At 63.8% G+C, this 18289-nt stretch carries 14 protein-coding genes and 1 pseudogene; 5 read left to right on the plus strand and 10 right to left on the minus strand.

The genetic code is table 11. The features are described 5' to 3' along the window. Positions 1–203 precede the first annotated feature (203 nt). The gene (gdhA, locus tag VJ698_RS18865; RefSeq protein WP_324104346.1) at positions 204–1547 is read left to right on the plus strand and encodes an NADP-specific glutamate dehydrogenase; all 1344 of its coding nucleotides are present in this window, start codon (positions 204–206) and stop codon (positions 1545–1547) included. Positions 1548–1863: 316 nt separating this feature from the next. Here the strand turns inward: gdhA and VJ698_RS18870 are convergent. After that, positions 1864–2670, minus strand: a pseudogene (locus tag VJ698_RS18870) (NYN domain-containing protein); the annotation flags it as partial. A 155-nt stretch (positions 2671–2825) separates the two neighbouring features. Here VJ698_RS18870 and VJ698_RS18875 point away from each other — a divergent pair. Beyond that, complete coding sequence (locus VJ698_RS18875; RefSeq protein WP_324104347.1) at positions 2826–3434, plus strand: hemerythrin domain-containing protein; 609 nt, start codon at positions 2826–2828, stop codon at positions 3432–3434. 21 nt (positions 3435–3455) lie between these two features. On the opposite strand, the gene VJ698_RS18880 is transcribed toward VJ698_RS18875, so the two are convergent. Next, complete coding sequence (locus tag VJ698_RS18880) at positions 3456–4604, minus strand: Do family serine endopeptidase (protein ID WP_324104348.1); 1149 nt, start codon at positions 4602–4604, stop codon at positions 3456–3458. Positions 4605–4801: 197 nt separating this feature from the next. On the opposite strand from VJ698_RS18880, the gene VJ698_RS18885 reads away from it, so the two are divergent. Next, positions 4802–6400 carry a catalase gene (locus VJ698_RS18885; RefSeq protein ID WP_324104349.1) on the plus strand — a complete coding sequence of 533 codons (1599 nt, stop codon included), beginning with the start codon at positions 4802–4804 and terminating at the stop codon, positions 6398–6400. A 46-nt stretch (positions 6401–6446) separates the two neighbouring features. Here VJ698_RS18885 and VJ698_RS18890 read toward each other — a convergent pair whose 3' ends face one another. Continuing rightward, positions 6447–7076 (minus strand): FABP family protein, encoded by a 630-nt coding sequence (locus VJ698_RS18890; protein WP_324104350.1) that lies wholly within the window; start codon positions 7074–7076, stop codon positions 6447–6449. Positions 7077–7486: 410 nt separating this feature from the next. Between VJ698_RS18890 and VJ698_RS18895 the strand changes: the two genes are divergently transcribed. After that, positions 7487–8053 (plus strand): HNH endonuclease, encoded by a 567-nt coding sequence (locus tag VJ698_RS18895; RefSeq protein WP_324104351.1) that lies wholly within the window; start codon positions 7487–7489, stop codon positions 8051–8053. A gap of 217 nt (positions 8054–8270) precedes the next feature. Further along, positions 8271–9503, plus strand: a complete 1233-nt coding sequence (locus VJ698_RS18900; RefSeq protein ID WP_324104352.1) for a patatin-like phospholipase family protein — start codon at positions 8271–8273, stop codon at positions 9501–9503. A 215-nt stretch (positions 9504–9718) separates the two neighbouring features. Here VJ698_RS18900 and VJ698_RS18905 read toward each other — a convergent pair whose 3' ends face one another. The 7 genes from VJ698_RS18905 to VJ698_RS18935 form a co-directional block, all read right to left on the minus strand. Next, the gene (locus tag VJ698_RS18905) at positions 9719–11353 is read right to left on the minus strand and encodes a SagB family peptide dehydrogenase (RefSeq protein ID WP_324104353.1); all 1635 of its coding nucleotides are present in this window, start codon (positions 11351–11353) and stop codon (positions 9719–9721) included. A gap of 201 nt (positions 11354–11554) precedes the next feature. Next, positions 11555–12760, minus strand: a complete 1206-nt coding sequence (gene pcaF / locus VJ698_RS18910) for a 3-oxoadipyl-CoA thiolase (RefSeq protein WP_324104354.1) — start codon at positions 12758–12760, stop codon at positions 11555–11557. 99 nt (positions 12761–12859) lie between these two features. Then, complete coding sequence (gene paaH, locus VJ698_RS18915) at positions 12860–14398, minus strand: 3-hydroxyacyl-CoA dehydrogenase PaaH (protein WP_324104355.1); 1539 nt, start codon at positions 14396–14398, stop codon at positions 12860–12862. 19 nt (positions 14399–14417) lie between these two features. Then, the gene (locus VJ698_RS18920) at positions 14418–15419 is read right to left on the minus strand and encodes an NADPH:quinone oxidoreductase family protein (protein WP_324104356.1); all 1002 of its coding nucleotides are present in this window, start codon (positions 15417–15419) and stop codon (positions 14418–14420) included. A 205-nt stretch (positions 15420–15624) separates the two neighbouring features. After that, positions 15625–16743, minus strand: coding sequence for a CaiB/BaiF CoA-transferase family protein (locus tag VJ698_RS18925; protein ID WP_324104357.1), 1119 nt, complete (start codon positions 16741–16743; stop codon positions 15625–15627). A 1-nt stretch (position 16744) separates the two neighbouring features. Beyond that, a complete protein-coding gene (locus VJ698_RS18930) occupies positions 16745–17401 on the minus strand; it encodes a 3-hydroxyacyl-CoA dehydrogenase family protein (protein ID WP_324104358.1) in 657 nt (218 codons plus the stop codon). A 3-nt stretch (positions 17402–17404) separates the two neighbouring features. Continuing rightward, entirely contained in the window at positions 17405–18280 is an 876-nt protein-coding gene (locus VJ698_RS18935) for a 3-hydroxyacyl-CoA dehydrogenase family protein (RefSeq protein ID WP_324104359.1), read from the minus strand. Positions 18281–18289 lie beyond the last annotated feature (9 nt).

The raw sequence follows: 18289 nt of genomic DNA on the forward strand, positions 1-18289 counted from the left end.
GGTCGCCGGCAAAATCCGGTTTGCCGCGGCCCCCCTCTCTCCTCTTCCCGCCAACGGCTGCCAACGCAGCCGTATTATGCACAAACAAGGTGCAACTCCCGCCCGGCCATGCACCACTTTGATCTGGCGCGCACCAATTCATCCCGTTTTCTGTGCGAAAATGGTGCGTCCCGGAATTATTCACCACCCCTGTCGAAGCCGCCATGAAATACCAATCTGTCCACCAGTTCGTGCAACATGTGGCCGATCGCAATCCCGGCCAATCCGAATTTCTGCAAGCCGTCACGGAAGTGATGGAAAGCCTGTGGCCCTACATCGAGAAGCATCCGCGCTACGCCGAGCAAGGCCTGCTTGACCGCCTCGTCGAACCCGAACGCGTTGTCATGTTCCGCGTGTCCTGGGTCGATGACCACGGCCAGGTGCAAGTCAACCGCGGCTACCGCATCCAGCACAGCATGGCGATCGGCCCCTACAAGGGCGGCATCCGTTTCCATCCGTCGGTGACCTTGTCAGTCTTGAAGTTCCTGGCGTTCGAGCAGACTTTCAAGAACGCGCTCACCACCCTGCCGATGGGCGGTGGCAAGGGCGGCTCCGACTTCGATCCGAAGGGCAAGAGCCCTGCTGAAGTAATGCGTTTCTGCCAGGCCTTTGTCAGCGAACTGTTCCGTCATGTCGGCTCGGACACCGACGTTCCTGCCGGCGACATCGGCGTGGGCGGCCGCGAAGTCGGCTTCATGGCGGGAATGATGAAGAAGCTGAGCAACCGCGCGGACTGCGTCTTCACCGGCAAGGGATTGAGCTTTGGCGGCTCGCTGATCCGGCCGGAGGCGACCGGCTACGGCACCGTGTACTTCGCGGACGAAATGCTCAAGACGCGCGGCCGTTCCTTTGACGGAATGCGCGTAAGCGTGTCGGGCTCGGGCAATGTCGCGCAATACGCGGTCGAGAAGGCAATGGCGCTGGGCGCAAAGGTGATCACCGTGTCCGACTCCAGCGGCACGATCATCGACGAAGACGGCTTCACCCCCGAAAAGCTCGCCGTCCTGATGGAAGTGAAGAACCACCTTTATGGCCGCGTCAGCGACTATGCCGAACGCACCGGTACGCGCTTCGAAGCCGGCGTGCGCCCATGGCACGTCCCGGTCGATATCGCTCTGCCCTGCGCAACGCAGAATGAACTCGATGAAAAGGACGCCGCCACGCTCATTGCGAACGGTGTGCAGTGCGTCGCCGAAGGCGCCAACATGCCCTCCACCATCGAAGCGGCGAAGGCGTTCGAAGCGGCTGGCGTGCTGTATGCCCCGGGCAAGGCCAGTAATGCCGGCGGCGTGGCCACGTCCGGACTGGAAATGAGCCAGAATGCCGTGCGCATGTCCTGGCCGCGCGAGGAAGTGGATGCGCGCCTGCTGCAGATCATGCAGGGCATCCATGCCGCCTGTCTCGAATACGGCAAGCGCGCGGATGGCCGGATGAGCTATGTGGATGGTGCCAACATCGCCGGCTTCGTCAAGGTCGCCGACGCAATGCTCTCCCAGGGCGTGATCTAAGCGCCTGGTTTGGCCCCGCCTTCTCCTGCGGCGCGCACGGGGGAAGGCGCTACCATTTTGCGGCTCCCCGTCGATGCCAGGGCCGTGAGGGCAATTTCCTTCAATACGTTCGCGCCGCCGCCCGCTATCGCCTGTCCCCGTTCAATACCTCTTCACACAACGGGGAATTTCAATGAGCCCGGTAGGCTGGGATGCAATCCCGGCTATCCTAAAGCTGATTGAAGTGTGCTGGGATGCATCCCAGCCTACCAGATTCCGCGCATCGGCGACCCGTATCCGCCGGCCAGCTCTGCCCTCACTCCTCTCCTGCCCCGAGCCTCACCGTGTACTGCCCCGTCTTCTCATCGCGCACCACCTGCAGCATCCCATGCCGCTGCGCGTCCTCGATCAGCTCCTTGAAGGAGCGATAGCCGTAGGCCGATTCGTTGAAGCCGGGCCGCCGCCGCTTCATGGTCTGCTTGACCATCGAGCCCCAGATCTTGTCATCGCCGCGCTCGGCCACAAGGGCTTCCACCGTTTCGACGGCGAAGTCGAGCACGTCCTGGCGCTTGTCTTCTTCGCTCTTTGGTGCAGGTGCTTTGGCGGCGCCATTCCCGGCCTTCTTCGCCGGCGCTTTCTTTTCGGCGGGCTTGCGCTTGGGTTTCTGCTCGCGCACGAGGTCGTCGTAGAAAATGAATTCGTCGCAGTTGGCGGCGAGCAGGTCAGACGTGGAGTCCTTCACGCCGATGCCGATCACGTACTTGTTGTTCTCGCGGAGTTTGGAGACCAGCGGAGAGAAATCGGAGTCGCCGCTGATGATGACGAAGCAGTCAACATGCGACTTGGTGTAGCAGAGATCGAGCGCGTCGACCACCATGCGGATGTCGGCGGAGTTCTTGCCGGACTGGCGCACGTGCGGGATTTCGATCAGCTCGAACGCGGCTTCGTGCATGGGTGCCTTGAAGTCCTTGTAGCGGTCCCAGTCGCAGTAGGCTTTCTTGACGACGATGCTGCCTTTCAGCAGCAGGCGCTCGAGCACGCGGCGGATGTCGAAGTGCGCGTAACGTGCGTCGCGCACGCCGAGGGCGATGTTCTCGAAGTCGCAGAACAGTGCCATGTTGCTGATCTCGAATTGGCCTGCCATTGCTTGCTCCTTTGTTGTTGTCGATGACATTCTTTCCATTTCGAAAGGGTACACCGAAAGCATGAACCGCGCCGCTGATATGGGGTCAAATGGTGTTCCAGTCAGAAAGCCATTATGCGGCCAGCGGTGCTGACCGCTGCCTGAAGGTGCCACGCATGAAAGCGCTTGTCACACAACTTGAGCTGGAACACCGCAATCTCGACAAACTGGCCGGATTGCTGTCGCGGTTCCGACCTTCGCTGTCCGAACTGCCGCCCGATCAGGCTGAAATCCAGCTGCTGGTGGATGTGCTGTCTTACCTGACGCAGTTTCCCGATGTTCACCACCATCCGGTGGAGGACCGCATCGTCGAGGCCTTGCGCAACAAGGGCGCGCTCGACAACGGCCTGAGCGAGGAAATCGAGCGGCAGCACCGGGTGCTGGCGCAACAGGGGCAGGACCTGATGCGCGACCTGGAATCGGCGGCGCGCGAGGAGACGGTGTCGTGGGTGCAACTGCCGATCGAGATCCGCCTGTATGCGGAACGCCTGCGGCACAACATGGTGGTGGAAGAACTGGCGCTGTTCCCGCTGGCGGTCACGCGACTTGGCGATGCGGATGCGCAAGCCATCGGCATGCTGCTGTCGCAGGCGCCGCCCGATCCGCTGTTCGTCGACAAGGCGATGGCGCGCTTCGCCGATCTGCACCGGATCATCGCAACGGAAGCCGGCTGCGGCTGCTTCGACCATCTCCCGCCCGCCGGCGCCGGGGAGGAGCCGGCCTGACCGGATCAGGACGCCATCGCCCTATCCCTTGAGCACGCCCGGTGTGACCTTCACCGTTTCCTTCTTGCCGCCTCGCAGCACGTCCATGCTGACGCTCGTGCCCGGCTTGGTCTCACCGACCAGGCGTGCGAAGTCGGCAGTAGTCTGCACCGGCTGTCCGTTGAACGCCACGACGACGTCGCCCGGCTTGATGCCTGCCTTGTCCGCCGGACCACCGCGCTGCACGGCCGAGATCAGCGCGCCGTTCGTGTCCTTCAGTCCGAGCGACGAGGCAATGTCCTGCGTCAGCTCCTGCAACTGCACGCCGAGGTAGCCGCGCACCACCTTGCCGGTTTCGCGCAACTGCTTGGCGATGCCCACCGCGATGTCGATCGGAATGGCGAAGGAGATGCCCATGTAACCGCCGGTCTCGCTGTAGATCTGCGAATTGATGCCGATGACTTCACCGTTCGTGCTGAACAGCGGGCCGCCCGAGTTGCCGGGATTGACGGCGACGTCGGTCTGGATGAAAGGCACGAAGCTGCCGTTCGGAAGCAGCCGCCCTTTCGCGCTGACAACACCGACGGTCACGCTGTTCTCGAAGCCGAAGGGAGCGCCGATGGCGGCCACCCATTCGCCCGGATCGACCTTCGACGGATCGCCGATCTTCACTACCGGCAATGCGTTCGCATTGATCTTGATGAGCGCCACATCGGTGTAGACGTCGGCGCCGATCACCTTGGCCTTGAACTCGCGCTTGTCGGTGAGCTTGACGATCACTTCATCGGCCTGGTCGATGACATGCGCATTGGTCAGGATGTAGCCGTCCTGGCTGATGATGAAACCGGAACCGAGGCTGAGCGTCGGGCTTTCGCCGGTATCGGGAACACCGCCGAAGCGGCGGAAGAATTCGTACAGCGGATCGCCTCGGCGCAGCCCCGAAGCCTTGCCTTTCTGGATCGCGCCGATGTTCACCACCGTCGGGCCGGCCTGCTTGACGAGCTTGACGAAGCTGGGCAACTCGATGCCGCGTGCCGGGGCGGTCGGCGCAGGTGCGGGTGCCTGTACCGCCGGGGGCGGAGCTGCCGGCGCTGCCTGCTCCTTGCCCGAGGGCGAACAGGCGGCGAGCAGCAGCGCGGTGGTGATAGCGGCGAGAGCGGCAATCCGTCTCAGGAATGGCAGGTCGGCCATGGCATTGTTCCTTGCGAGGTGGATCGATGGCAGCGAGCGCTGCCGCCCTACGGTACCCGACGTCGTACAACGATCCGTTGAGACAGCGCAAGACCTGCCCCTCATCCACGTTCCTTCCTGCAACGCTGCTGATACCGGGATAGAAATGCAGGGCGCATTGTCAATCTGACTTCCTCCCCGCACACGAAAGGAACGCCATGAGCGACGAACGCCCCGCCCTTACTACCCGCCAAGGCCACCCGGTCAGCGACAACCAGTCGCTGCGCTCGGTCGGAGAGCGCGGACCGGCGACATTGGAGAACTATCAGTTCATCGAAAAGATCACGCACTTCGACCGCGAGCGGATTCCCGAGCGCGTGGTGCATGCGCGCGGGACCGGCGCGCACGGCTGGTTCGAAGCCTACGGCAAGATCGGCAACGAAGCCGCATCGAAGTACACACGGGCAAAAGTGCTCAACGAAACGGGCGTGCGCACGCCGGTGTTCGTGCGCTTTTCCACTGTGATCGGCGGCAAGGATTCGCCGGAAACGGCACGCGACCCGCGCGGCTTCGCGGTCAAGTTCAAGACGGTGGACGGAAACTGGGACCTGGTCGGCAACAACCTGAAGGTGTTCTTCATCCGTGATGCGATCAAGTTTCCCGACATGATCCATGCCTTCAAGCCGGATCCCGTGACCAATCGCCAGGAGGCATGGCGCTTCTACGATTTCATCTCGCAGTCGCCCGAGGCCCTGCACATGCTGACCTGGGTGAAAAGCCCGTGGGGCATTCCGGCCAACTACCGCGAGATGGAAGGGGCCGGCGTCAATACCTACAAGCTGGTTAATGATGAAGGTGTGGCGCACCTCGTCAAGTTCCACTGGCGGCCGAAGCAGGGTGTGCGCAACCTGACTTCCGCGCAGGCGGCGGCCATCCAGGCGCAGGATACGGGCCATGCAACGAAGGACCTGCACGACGCCATCGAGCGCAGCGAGTTTCCGGAGTGGGAATTCTGCGTGCAGCTGATGACGGACGACGCGCATGACGAGCTGGACTTCGATCCGCTCGACGACACCAAGCTCTGGCCGGAAGAAAAATTCCCGCTGCTGCCGGTGGGGCGCATGGTGCTCGACCGCAATCCGGACAATGTGTTCGCGGAGACGGAGCAGGCGGCGTTCGGCACCGGCGTGCTGGTGGACGGCATCGATTTTTCAGATGACAAGATGCTGCAGGGGCGCACGCTGTCGTATTCGGACACGCAGCGCTACCGCGTCGGCCCCAACTACCTCCAGTTGCCGGTCAATGCACCGCAGGAAAAGGCCCGCGCGCACACCAACCAGCGCGACGGACAGATGGCGCATTACGTCGACGACAGCGGCGCGAACCGGCACATCAACTACGAGCCGAGCTCGCTGGGCGGGCTGCGCGAAGCGCCGAAGCCGGAGAAGGAATACCACCAGTGGGTGGAAGGCCACCTCGGGCGCTATCAGACTTCGCGCACCGCCGACGATTACCGACAGGCCGGCGAGCGCTACCGCAGCTTCGAGGACTGGGAGCGCGAAGACCTGATCGCCAACATCGGCGGCGACCTGAAGCAATGCCCGGAGCCGATCCAGCTGCGCATGGTATGGCACCTGTGGCATTGCGACCATGACTACGGGCGGCGCGTGGCCCAGGCTGCGGGCATCGACCTGTCGAAGGCGAAGGACCTGCCGCCGCTGGAGGGCAGGCCCGCGCCGGGCGAGCGCAGGCAGGCGGCGACCTACACCAACGGACGGCCGGAAGATAACGTACCCGCGGGCGGCAACAGGAAGTAGGGGCAGCCTCGCCGGGCCGGCTGCACGTAAGCGAATCGGCTACACCTCAGCGCACCAGCGGGTTCGGCGTGGGCTCGCCGCTCCGGACCAGCGTGTTGCGGTCGGTGTGGTGGAAGGGTTCGTCCTTCCCGCGGATCAGCATGATGGTGTCTTCCTCGTAGGACCAACTGCCGTCGTCGTGGATGCTGACGCGGATGCGGAATTCGACGGTGTTGAAGGCATAGTCGAGGAAGGGATTGGAGCGGATGCCGTAGTTCTCCGACTCCTTGCGCGCGACCAGCTCGAATTCCCTCGCGTCCACGCTCACGCTGCCCATCGCCATCGCGATCTGTCCGCGCGGGATGGCCAGCGTGTGGATGACGGTGCCGGTAGCCGGCTCCCACAGCCAGTAGCCGACCTGTTCGTGATACGTCTTTACATTGTCGGGCTTGGTGATGTGGATGTAATAACGGAGCCCGTAAAACAGCTGCGGCCCGTTGGTCACCGGATCGATCGGCTGCAGCTCCATGCGCTCGACATAGGCCTGCTTGCGCGGACCATCGGCCTTCGGTTTCACGTCCAGCCCGCGCGCGCCGCGCCAGACACCCGCCATCGGACGCAGGGGGCCGAGATTGGCCAGCGTGTCGACATCGATGTTTGACGGTTCGGTGTAAATATCCTGCGGAAAATCGTTCATGTCCTCGCTCCCTGTCGTGATCATGCGACGGAGCAATTGTAGGGCGAAAAAATAACGATCGCCTGCGTCGCATCAATGGCGGCGTCGCGGCAATTAATTGCCCGATCCGGGGTCATATCTGATGGAGCCGTCCATACATGTTGAAGCGGACGGGCCTGCTGCGCCGATGGGCATGCCCAGCCAGTGCGCTTCGCCCTTGCCGAAGAAGGGAAGTTCCACCAGGGTCCGTCGTTGCGCGGCCAGCACATAATGCGGCGCACGGACGCGGAATGGCCGTGAATTGGCCGTGAATCATTCACGGCGTCAACATTTAGTTCTATGATCTGTCTGTGGCCTCGCGGTCCGGTTTGCGGTTCGCGGCTGCATCCGGCACACAACCGGTGTTCAGACGATGCAACACAGGTGATGCAATGATTGCCCATGTCCTGGCACTCGATATCGCGGGAAACCCGTTCGGCTGGATAGCCGCGCAGGATGCCGTGATCTATTATGCAACCGGCAAGGTGGCATGGGAGCTGGGCGGAATCAGCATGGTGTTCCGCGGCGGGTACCAGCGCTCGGGACTGCAATCGAGGATCACCGTCAAGCCGATCATTGCCATCGTCGGCAGCGAGCACATGACGCGCAAGCTGCGCAGGGAACTCCCGCTCGGCAACCAGAATTATCTCTTGTTCAAGCGCGATCGCTACACCTGCGCCTATTGCGGCAACCACTTCGGCTACAGGGAACTGTCGCGCGACCATATCCTGCCCCGGGTGCGCGGCGGCAAGGACACCTGGATGAACTGCGTGACCGCATGCCGTCGCTGCAACCAGGAAAAGGGCGACAAGCTGGTCGAGCATTTCCGGCCGCTGCTGTATGTGCCTTATGTGCCATGCCGCGCCGAACACTACCTGCTCAGCGGCAGGAACGTGCTAGCCGACCAGCATGATTACCTCGCCGCGCAATTGCCGAAGCACAGCCGGCTGCTGTGTTGACGCAGTTTCAATGAGCGGCATTCCGTGCCGCCCGTACTTCCCACAAACACCTTGTTCCATTGCACTTCAAGAAGCGAAAAGCCGCACCTTTGATGCATGTCGGGAAACTTGCATCCGGATTTGCGCCGGCGCGTCCACATCATTACATTGTCTGCATCCCGCGCCGCCCCTGCACGACCTGCGACGCATTTCCGTAGTAACCCGAAAGGCTCCCGATATGGCGAACGACAACAAGCGTGGGCGGAACAACAGGATCATGCTGGCATTGCAGGGCGGCGGTGCGCACACCGCTTATGTGTGGGGCGTGGTGGATCGCCTGTTGCAGGAAGAGCGGCTCGACATCGTTGCGGTGAGCGGTACCAGCGGCGGCGCGATGATCGCCGCCGTGCTGGCCTACGGTCTGAGCATGGAACGCGATGCACAGGGCCATCCACTCGATGTAGCGGCACGACGCGCGAAGACGAGAGAATTGCTCGACAAGTTCTGGACCGACGTGGCCGCGCTCGGCAACCTGTTCTGGAATCCCTACCGCTTCACCGCCAACCCGCTGCACACCTCCTGGAACATCGACGGTCTGCCGGTGCCGGTTACGCTCAACGCGCTATCGCTCGTGATCTCGCCCTATCAGTCCCTGTTCGGCCCGCGCCAGAACCCGGTGGCGATGGCGATCGGCGACAGCATCGACCTGGAAGTGCTCAACCACAGCCCGATCGGACCAGCGCTGTATGTGTGTGCGACCAATGTGCGCACCAGCCAGCCGAAGTCCTTCACGAAAGAGGAAATCGGCATTCCCCACCTGCTTGCCTCGGCCTGCCTGCCGGTGGTGGACCGCGCGGTACTGATCGACGGCGAGTATTACTGGGACGGCGGCTATGTCGCAGATCCCGCACTGGCGCCGCTGATCACGCATCACAAGCAGGCGACGCGCGACCTGGTGATCGTCGGCGTCAATCCGATAGTGATGCAGGAATCGGAGGTGCCGCCCGACACCGCGTGGGAAATCATTGACCGCATGAACGAGATCACCTTCAATGCCTCGCTGATTGCGGAGATCAAGCGCATCCATGAAGTGAACGAACTGTTGCGGCAGGTACCGGCGCAGGCGCTCGCGAAACAGCCCGGCGGGAAGCTGCACGGCAAGGAAGAAATTTTCATGCACTACATTCCGCCGCATGCGGAGATGGCGGGCTACGGCGTCGCGAGCAAGAGCAACACCGCGCTCTCCTTCCTGCAGCACATGAAAGCGCTCGGCCGCGAAGTGGCCGATGCCTGGCTGGCCGGTCGCATCGACGGCGGCGGCGCGTCCCTGCTCAGCAAATCCTCCGACAGCAACCTCGACGAACTGTTCATCAACCCGCACCGTCCGGGAGCGCCGGCCCTTCCGCACATGGTGCAAGGGGTGCAGACCGTGCAGACTGCACGCGGCACGGCTGCGGTCATGACACAGTAATCTGTTCGTGGAGTGGGAGAAATGATTTTGTCCACGGAAAACACGGTATACACGGAAAAATATTTCGTGTTTTTCGTGGACTCTCTTGACTGAGAATTGTGAAGTACAAGCACCGCTAATCTGTCCACGAAAAACACGAAAGGTTTCACGAATGCTTCCGTGCTTTCCGTGTTTTCCGTGGACAAAAAATAACGCCAGCAATCAGCGCCTCTGCGCTAGCGAGCTGCGATGCCTAGCGCGGCGAAGTGCAGCACCCATTCGTGGTGGGTGTCGGCGCCGATGAGTGCGGCTGCTTCGTCGTCGTAGAAGGCGCCGACCGGGCAGGCTGCCAGTCCGCGCGCCACCGCGCCGAGCAGCCAGCGTTCGCTCATCATGCCCGCTTCGAGATAGGCGTGACGGTAGCCGCGCGCACCCTGCTCCAGCATGCGTTCGCGGTCGACGGACAGCACCAGCACCACAGCGGCGGCGCCAATCACGTCCTGCGAGAGAGCGGCCGACTGTGCTGTTGCGGCGACATCGCCGTCACGCACGCGCACCAGCCTGTGCCCCGTCACGTAGCGATAGACGCCCGGACGCAGTCCTGCAACGCGGTTGATGACAAGGTGGATGCGGATCGCATTCGATAGTTGGGGCGGCAGGGCCATGTCGGCCAGCATCGATGACAAGGCGGCCAGCGGCACCGGTTCAGTGGAATAGCGCCGCATGCTGCGCCGATGGACGATGGTGTCCTGTGCATCGCGCGACGCCGCTTCCGACGGCGGCAAGGGAATGGCACCGGATGGCACATCCTCCGGCACGAGGTGCAGGGAAGTCGCACGCTGCACCACACCGGTCACGCCGATCGATGTGTTCTCGGGCGCTTGTGCGGCGGCGAAGTGTTCGCGCGAGGGCCGTCCTGGCGGCGTCGCATCGCCTGTCGCACGGCGCAGGTCCATGACTGCGAGCACGCCTTCCTCGACGCCATCCACGCCGATTGCCTTTGCCGCGCGCGCTTCGTCGAATTGCGCAAGCGGTGTTGCCTGCATACCGAGCGCATGGGCGGCCACGCGCAGATTTTCCAGCAAGTGCCCGGCGTCCGCCACGGTAAGTCGATAGGTGCGGTCGCGATACTTGTAGCCAGTGCGGCGGAACATCGCGCTGACGAGCACGACTGCATCGGCGCCGTCCGCATCGGGAGCGCCGAAGGTAGCGGGCACGGCGCCGAGCGCATCGACGCGGTGGTGTTCGGCGTCGTAGTGATACAGACCGGCAGGCAATCCATCGATGGCGCGTACTACCACATAGAGCTCGGAAGGAAACAGTCCGCCGGCCGACGGCGATGAGCGCAGCGCATGGCCGCCGTGGCGCTCCGTGACGCCAGCGGCGAGGTAAAGCATCTCGCCCAGTTCGTCGAGCCGCAGGCGCTTTGTTCGCGGCGCAGGCGTGCGCAGTGCGGTGCCGAGCGTGCGGCCGTCGAGGGATACATGGGCAAGTGTCACATGCGACGCATCGGGATAGGACTTGAACGCCGGCGGCGGTGCACCCCAATCAACGCCCGGCGCACGCCCGAACACACCGCTGCGCGAGACGGAAGAGAATTCGTGGTAGCGGATCACCGCGTCCACCGGGCCAGTGGTGGATTGCGCGGCCTGCGCGGCCTGCATCCATGGCACGGACCATTCGCTGGTGCCCGGCCGTGTGCCGGGAAAGAAGGAGGCCAGCAATGCGGCGATCACGCTCATTGTCTTGCCGGGTGCCATGATTCGCCGGCCTTCGCCTCGGACAGGCGCGCGCCGGCGCCATGCCGTCAAGGCAAGGCACGGCATGCAGGCCAGCAGCAGTAAGAGAATCCAGGTGAGTTCCGGCATCATGCGTGACGCCTTGTGCGGTATCCCTTCCGGCATTGTAGGGCCGCTTTTGCGCCGCGCCAGCACGGATGCGCGGCGGGATGATGCAGATCAGGCCCGCGTGGAGCCGTGCATGGCCTGGATGCACCGGATACAAAATCCGGCTGCCCCGGGAACAGCGGTGCAGCGGGGCGCTACTCGTTCACATCTCAGTTTGGTGCCGACTCACACCCGTTCAATGACAAGCGCGATGCCCTGCCCTACGCCGATGCACATGGTGCAGAGCGCATAACGTCCGTGCGCCTGCTCCAGCTGGTTGAGCGCCGTGGTGACCAGGCGGGCACCGGACGCGCCCAGCGGATGGCCGATGGCGATGGCGCCGCCGTTCGGATTCACCTGGGCAGCGTCATCCGGCAGGCCGAGATCGCGCGTGACGGCGAGCGCCTGTGCGGCGAAGGCCTCATTGAGCTCGATGACGTCCATCTGGTCGATGCGCAGGCCGGTCAGTGCCAGTACCTTTTTCGATGCCGGCGACGGGCCGAAGCCCATGATGCGCGGTGCAACGCCGGCAGTCGCCATGCCGAGGATGCGGGCGCGCGGCGTCAGGCCGTGGCGGTGCGCAGCGGCTTCCGAGGCGAGCAGCAGCGCGCAGGAACCGTCATTCACGCCGGAGGCATTGCCGGCGGTGACGCTGCCGTCGGGCGTGACCACGCCCTTGAGCCTGGCCAGCGCTTCCAGTGTGGTTTCGGGGCGCGGATGCTCATCGGCCGCGAAGATCTTCGGGTCGCCCTTCTTCTGCGGGATGGTGACCGGCACGATCTCGCGCTGGAAGAAGCCGGCGGCATTGGCTGCAGCCCAGCGTTGCTGGCTGCGCAAGGCGACACCATCCTGGTCGGCGCGCGCGATGCCGAATTCGCGCGCGACGTTCTCCGCTGTCTCCGGCATCGAGTCGATGCCATATTTCGCTTTCATCAGCGGATTGACGAAGCGCCAGCCGATAGTGGTGTCCTCGATCTTCGCGCCGCGCGAGAAGGCGCTGTCGGCCTTGCCCATGACGAAAGGCGCACGCGTCATGCTCTCCACGCCGCCGGCGATCATCAGGCCAACCTCGCCGGACTTGATGGCACGCGCCGCGCTGCCAACCGCATCCAGGCTGGAGCCGCAAAGGCGGTTGATGGTGTTCGCCGACACGGTCTCGGGCAAGCCGGCCAGCAGCACCGCCATGCGGCCGACGTTGCGGTTGTCCTCGCCCGCCTGGTTGGCGCAGCCGTAGGCCACGTCGTCCAGCGCTGCCCAGTCTACGCCGGGGTTGCGTTCCATAAGCGCCCTGATCGGAATGGCGGCCAGGTCGTCGGCGCGCACCTGGGCCAGGCTGCCGCCGTAGCGGCCGAACGGCGTGCGGATGGCGTCGCAAATGAAGGCTTCAGTCATGTCGTTCTCTCTCGTGTGATGAATCGGTTGTTCCAGCGACACAGGTCCACCGGATAGTCTCGCTGCGCTCTAACCACCCTGCAAAGCTGCTCGAATGTGTCAGGCATCGTCATGAAACCTGCCGCCGTTCCACACCTTGCGCTGGATCAGCGGCGAAATGCGGTAGCGGTCTTCGCCGTAGCTCGTGCCGAGGTTGCCCAGCACGCGCATCAGGTAATGCAATCCGATTGCGTCGGCCCAGGCCAACGGACCGCGCGGATAATTCACGCCCTTGAGCATCGCGGTGTCGGCGGCGTTGGCGTCGCACACGCCCTGGTTCACCGCATCCGCTGCCTCGTTCGCGAGCATCGCCACCGTGCGCATCACGGCCATGCCGGGTACGTCGCCGAGCCGCGACACCTTGAAGCCGCAGGCCTGCAGGAGGCCGGCCACCGCCTGATACGCCTGCGGAGCACACTGGTCGGCGGGGCAGAGCGCCGCGCGCGTGGCCTTGCTGAAATCGAGTGCGAGGTCGAGCAGCACGGTATTCGCGATGCCGTTATCGGCGGCGCGCTGCGTTGCACTGCGGCCGTCGGTGAGATAGAGCACCGCACCGCCGCATTCCAGCAATGCATCGTCTTCCTGCGAAGCATGGGCGCGCGATACCGCCACGCCTGCTGCCGCTGCGCGCGATGCGATCGCCTCGGCAACGAAACCCGAACCGGTGATGGTGACCTGCTGCGGCTTGTCGAACGCCTCTTCCGTCTGCGGTGCGGGCGGCACGACGCCCTCACCGTAGCGATAGAAGCCGCGCCCCGACTTGCGGCCGAGGTATCCGCCATTGACCAGCTCCTGCTGCACCAGCGAAGGCGTAAAGCGTGGGTCGTTGAAGTAGGCCTGGAACACCGACTGCGTCACGGCGAAATTGACGTCGTGGCCGATCAGGTCCATCAGCTCGAACGGTCCCATGCGAAAGCCGCCCGCTTCGCGCAGGATGGCATCGATGGTGGCCGGCTCGCCGGCCTGTTCGTTCAGCAGGCGCAGCGCTTCCGCGTAATACGGGCGTGCCACGCGATTGACGATGAAACCTGGCGTGGAGCGCGCGTACACCGGACTCTTGCCCCATGCGCTTGCGGTGGCATGAATGGCCTCCGCCACAGCGGCGTCGGTCGCGAGTCCGCTGATGACTTCCACCAACGCCATCAGCGGCACCGGGTTGAAGAAATGCATCCCGACAAAGCGGCCCGGCAGGCGCAGCTTCGCAGCGAGCGCGGTGATGGAAATGGAGGAGGTATTCGTCGCGAGAATGCAGTCGTCGCCGACGATGCCTTCGAGCTCGGCGAACAGGCCGCGCTTGATGTCGAGGTTTTCCACGATGGCCTCGACCACCAGGCTCGCGTCGGCCAGCTCGGCCAGCGATGCGGCCGGCGCAAGGCGCTGTCCCGCTGCCTCGGCGGCCTCTGCGCTCATGCGCCCCTTCTCGGCGAGCATGCCGAAGGTCTTGCGTATGCCGGCGATCGCCTTCTCGACTGCTTCCGGCCGCGTGTCATACAGCTTGACCGGATGGCCGGATGCGGCAGCAACTTGCGCGATGCCGGAGCCCATGGCGCCGCTGCCAACGATGGCGACAATGCTGGACGATGGTAGTGCGTTAGACATGATGATTTCTCTCTCTAGCTCAGTTCTCTTCGCGTGCAGTGGTCAGCACCACCTTGCCTTGCACCTTGCCGGCCTTGACCAGTGCAAGCGCCTCGGCGAATTGCTCCATCGGGAAGGCGCGCATAACATTGGGTTTGATCCTGCCGGCGGTGTACAGGCTGAACAATTCGCCCTGCACGCGGCGCACCCATTCCGGCGTGCGCTCGCGGTAGTCGCTCCACTGCAGCCCGGAGACGAGGATGTTCTTCACCAACAGGTAGTTGGCCTTGACGGTGGGAATGCGTCCCTCGGCGAAACCGATCACCACCATGCGTCCCCGCCATGCCATCGCGCGCAGGGACGCATCGAACACGTCGCCGCCCACCGGATCGAGCACCACGTCTGCGCCGTGTCCGCCGGTGACTTCATGCACCTGGCGGCGCAGCGCGTCACGCAGGTTGTCCGCCGCGAGGTCGATGATGTGGTCCGCGCCGTTGGCCTTCGCGAGCTCGGCATGTTCCGGATGGCGTACACCCGCGAGCACGGTCGCGCCCAGCCCCTTGGCGATCTGCACCGCCGCCAGTCCCACCCCGCCCGCCGCGCCGTTCACCAGCACGACCTCGCCCTTCTGGTACTGTCCGCGCTCGACCAGCGCGAAATGCGCGGTCTGGTACACCAGCCCCATCGCCGCGGCATCGGTGAAGGACATGCAGTCCGGCATTACGAAGCAGCTGTCGCCGCGTGCCCGCAGCTGCTCGGCGTACGCGCCGTATTCCACCTGTGCCACCACGCGGTCGCCGGGTTTGCACGACGTCACATTGCGTCCCACTGCAGCGACCACGCCGGCGGCATCCTTGCCAGGGCTGAACGGCCGCTGCGGCAGGATCTGGTACTGCCCGCCGATCACCAGCAGGTCCGGATAGTTCACGCCGATCGCATGCACATCGATCAGCACATCATCGTCTCCACATACCGGTGCCGGAACGTCTTCAATCTTCAGCGTCTCCGGCGCGCCATGTTCCCTGATCAGGATTGCTCGCATAGGAATTTTTCGGTTGGTTATTGGGGTCCACGGAAAACACGGAAAATTTCTGGCTTTTTTTCGTGTCTTTCGTGTATTCCGTGGACCGTCTTGACTGAGGCCCGTGAAGTGCAAACGCTGCAAACTTGTCCACGAAAAACACAAAAATGATTGATGGTTTTTTTCCGTGCTTTCCGTGTTTTCCGTGGACAAACAAAACGCAAACTCAACTCAGCCCAAAGTCCTTGTTCGCTTCGCCCAGTGCAGGATAGCCGCTGCTTGCATCGCTTCCGCGGAAGTCGTCCTGCACCGGCACCGGCAGCGCGGTGATGCGCTTGCCGCCGCTGGCGAGCTCGCGCGAGAACACGCCGCGTTCGCGGAAATGCGGGTTCGCCATCGCTTCCTGCATGGTGGCGACGATGGCGCAGCATACGTCCTTGCCTTCGAATGCTGCATCCCAGTGCTCCGCGGTCCGCGCGCCGATGATGTCCTGGATGCGCGCCTTCACCGTGGCCGGCGACTGGCTGTCGTCGAGCAGTTCCTGCGGCGCGCCGACGGCGTCGATGAAGTTCGCCCAGAACTTGTCTTCCAGCGGGGCGGCAGCGAGGAACTTGTTGTCCTTCGTGCGGTAGATCTGGTAACGCGGCGTGCCGCCGGTGACGAGGTCGCCGCCCGGCGTCGGCCATTCGCCCGCCGCCAAACCGTTGCCGATGGCCCAGTAGAGGAAGGTGAACAGATTGTCCGCCATCGCGATGTCGAGTTTGCAGCCCTTGCCGGTGCGATCGCGCTGGCGCAACGCCAGCAGGATGTTGACCACGGCCGGATAGGTGCCGCCGGCGATGTCCGCAATCAGCGCGGGCGGCAGCACCGGGGCGCCGTCGGCGCCTGCGCTCAGGCCGAGCATGCCGGACTCGGCGACGTAGTTCAGGTCATGCGCCGCGACGCTCGCGCGCGGACCGGTCTGGCCGTAGCCGGTGATCGCGCAGTAGATGATCTTTGGATTGATCGCCGACAGCGCTTCATAGCCGAGGCCGAGACGGTCCATCACGCCGGGGCGGAACTGCTCGACCACGATATCGGCACTCTCAATCAGCCCGCGCAGCTTGTCGACCACGCCCTTCTCTTTCAGGTCGATGGCAATGCTGCGCTTGCCGCGATTGAGCATGGCGAAGTTCACACTGTCGTCACCGAACTTTGGCATGTAGCTGCGCATCTCGTCGCCGCGGCCGGGGCGCTCGATCTTGATCACTTCGGCGCCGGCTTCGGCCAGCACCAGCGTCGCGAGCGGCCCGGGCAGCAGCGTGCTGAAATCGAGGACGCGCACGCCTTCAAGCGGACGCATCATCTCAGCCTTCCTTCTTTTCAGCGCGCATCTTCGCCACGCGGGCGCGACGCGCCGGCGCATAGGGCTGCTCGCCGAGCGCGTCGAACAGGTCCTTGCTCACATCGAAATGATGCTCAAGACCGGTGCGCTCCAATAGCGCGATCGGACCTTCCGGATAGCCGAGACCAAGGCGCAGCGTGAGGTCCATGTCGTCTGCGGTCGCGAGGCCTTCGTCAAGGCGGCGCAATGCGGCGTTGTAGTACGGGCGCACCAGGCGGTCAATGATGCGGCCGGCGAAGTCGAAGCACACCGCGACCTTCAGGCCCGCGCCTTCGAGCACCGCCTTGGCGGCATCGATTGCCGCTTGCGAGGTGTTCGGCTGGCGCACCAGCTCGATCAGATTGGACGGATCGCCATCGCCGAGGCGGAAGCGATTGAATCCGAGCACATTGGAGCCTTCCTTGCCGCGGCTTTCGCCGGTGTGCACGCCGAGGCATTCCGTTCCGAGCTCAATCAGGATGGCAGCCTTCTTGTCCGCGCCCTGCACTTTCGCCAGCGCATCGCCGGCTTGCTGTCCGATCAGGATGACGACCTCGCCGTCCGTTGATTTGCCTTCCAGTAGCGCGTGGGATGCCGGGAAGGAGCGGCTGTTGCCGGTGTCGATAATGGAATAGTTCATGTGTCAGCTCCCGAACATGGCGTTGCCTTGATAGGTGTAGAAGCCGCGCCCGGACTTGCGGCCCAGGTGGCCGGCGGCGATCATGCGCTTGACCAGCGGCGGGCAGGCGGCGCGCGGCTCGTGCGTGATGCCGTACAGCGCTTCGCACAGCAAGAGCTGCGTGTCGAGGCCGATCAGGTCGAGCAGTTCAAGCGGGCCCATCGGATAGCCGAGGCCTTCTTTGATCGCGCGGTCGATATCCGCCGGCGCGGCGACACCGGCTTCCACCAGGCGGATCGCGTCGTTGTTGTAGGGCACGAGGAAGTAGTTGAGGATGAAGCCGGGATTGTCCTTGGTCTTCACCGGGCGCTGGCCTAGCGCTTCGCACGCGGCCCATGCCTTCGTGAACGTCTCCTCGGAGGTGTTCAGGCCGGGCGACATCTCGACCAGCTTCATGAGCTGCGCCGGCAGGCAGAAGTGCATACCGACGAAGCGGTCGTCGCGTCCGGAGCCAGCGGCGATTTCAGTGATCGACAGCGTCGAGGTGTTGGAGGCGAAAATCGTGTGCTGCGGGCACACCTCGTTCAGCTTGCCGAACAGCTCGTGCTTGACGCGCAGGTCTTCGAACACCGCGTCGATCACGAGATCGCACTGGTTCATGTCGGCCAGGTTGGTCGTCGCGACCAGGTTGTTCATGGCGCTGTCGGCCTGCTCCGCGCTCAGCTTGCCGCGCTGCACCGATTTGTCGAGGAAGGCGCGCGTCTGCTTGCGCGCATTCTCCAGCGCTTCCGGGCGCGTGTCGTACACGACGGTGCGGAAACCGGCGCGCGCGGACACGATGGCAATGCCGGCGCCCATGGTGCCGCAGCCGGCGATGCCGATGGTCTTGATCTCACTCATTGTGGAATC

Origin of the sequence: Noviherbaspirillum sp., from assembly GCF_035254685.1 — a bacterium.
In the GTDB taxonomy this organism is placed as follows: Bacteria; Pseudomonadota; Gammaproteobacteria; order Burkholderiales; family Burkholderiaceae_D; genus Noviherbaspirillum.

What these genes read in the sequence shown, in the direction of transcription:
- gdhA (WP_324104346.1), top strand. Translation starts at nt 204, where the DNA reads ATGAAATACCAATCTGTCCACCAGTTCGTGCAACATGTGGCCGATCGC.
- VJ698_RS18875 (WP_324104347.1), top strand. Translation starts at nt 2,826, where the DNA reads ATGAAAGCGCTTGTCACACAACTTGAGCTGGAACACCGCAATCTCGAC.
- VJ698_RS18880 (WP_324104348.1), bottom strand. Translation starts at nt 4,604, where the DNA reads ATGGCCGACCTGCCATTCCTGAGACGGATTGCCGCTCTCGCCGCTATC.
- VJ698_RS18885 (WP_324104349.1), top strand. Translation starts at nt 4,802, where the DNA reads ATGAGCGACGAACGCCCCGCCCTTACTACCCGCCAAGGCCACCCGGTC.
- VJ698_RS18890 (WP_324104350.1), bottom strand. Translation starts at nt 7,076, where the DNA reads ATGAACGATTTTCCGCAGGATATTTACACCGAACCGTCAAACATCGAT.
- VJ698_RS18895 (WP_324104351.1), top strand. Translation starts at nt 7,487, where the DNA reads ATGATTGCCCATGTCCTGGCACTCGATATCGCGGGAAACCCGTTCGGC.
- VJ698_RS18900 (WP_324104352.1), top strand. Translation starts at nt 8,271, where the DNA reads ATGGCGAACGACAACAAGCGTGGGCGGAACAACAGGATCATGCTGGCA.
- VJ698_RS18905 (WP_324104353.1), bottom strand. Translation starts at nt 11,353, where the DNA reads ATGATGCCGGAACTCACCTGGATTCTCTTACTGCTGCTGGCCTGCATG.
- pcaF (WP_324104354.1), bottom strand. Translation starts at nt 12,760, where the DNA reads ATGACTGAAGCCTTCATTTGCGACGCCATCCGCACGCCGTTCGGCCGC.
- paaH (WP_324104355.1), bottom strand. Translation starts at nt 14,398, where the DNA reads ATGTCTAACGCACTACCATCGTCCAGCATTGTCGCCATCGTTGGCAGC.
- VJ698_RS18920 (WP_324104356.1), bottom strand. Translation starts at nt 15,419, where the DNA reads ATGCGAGCAATCCTGATCAGGGAACATGGCGCGCCGGAGACGCTGAAG.
- VJ698_RS18925 (WP_324104357.1), bottom strand. Translation starts at nt 16,743, where the DNA reads ATGATGCGTCCGCTTGAAGGCGTGCGCGTCCTCGATTTCAGCACGCTG.
- VJ698_RS18930 (WP_324104358.1), bottom strand. Translation starts at nt 17,401, where the DNA reads ATGAACTATTCCATTATCGACACCGGCAACAGCCGCTCCTTCCCGGCA.
- VJ698_RS18935 (WP_324104359.1), bottom strand. Translation starts at nt 18,280, where the DNA reads ATGAGTGAGATCAAGACCATCGGCATCGCCGGCTGCGGCACCATGGGC.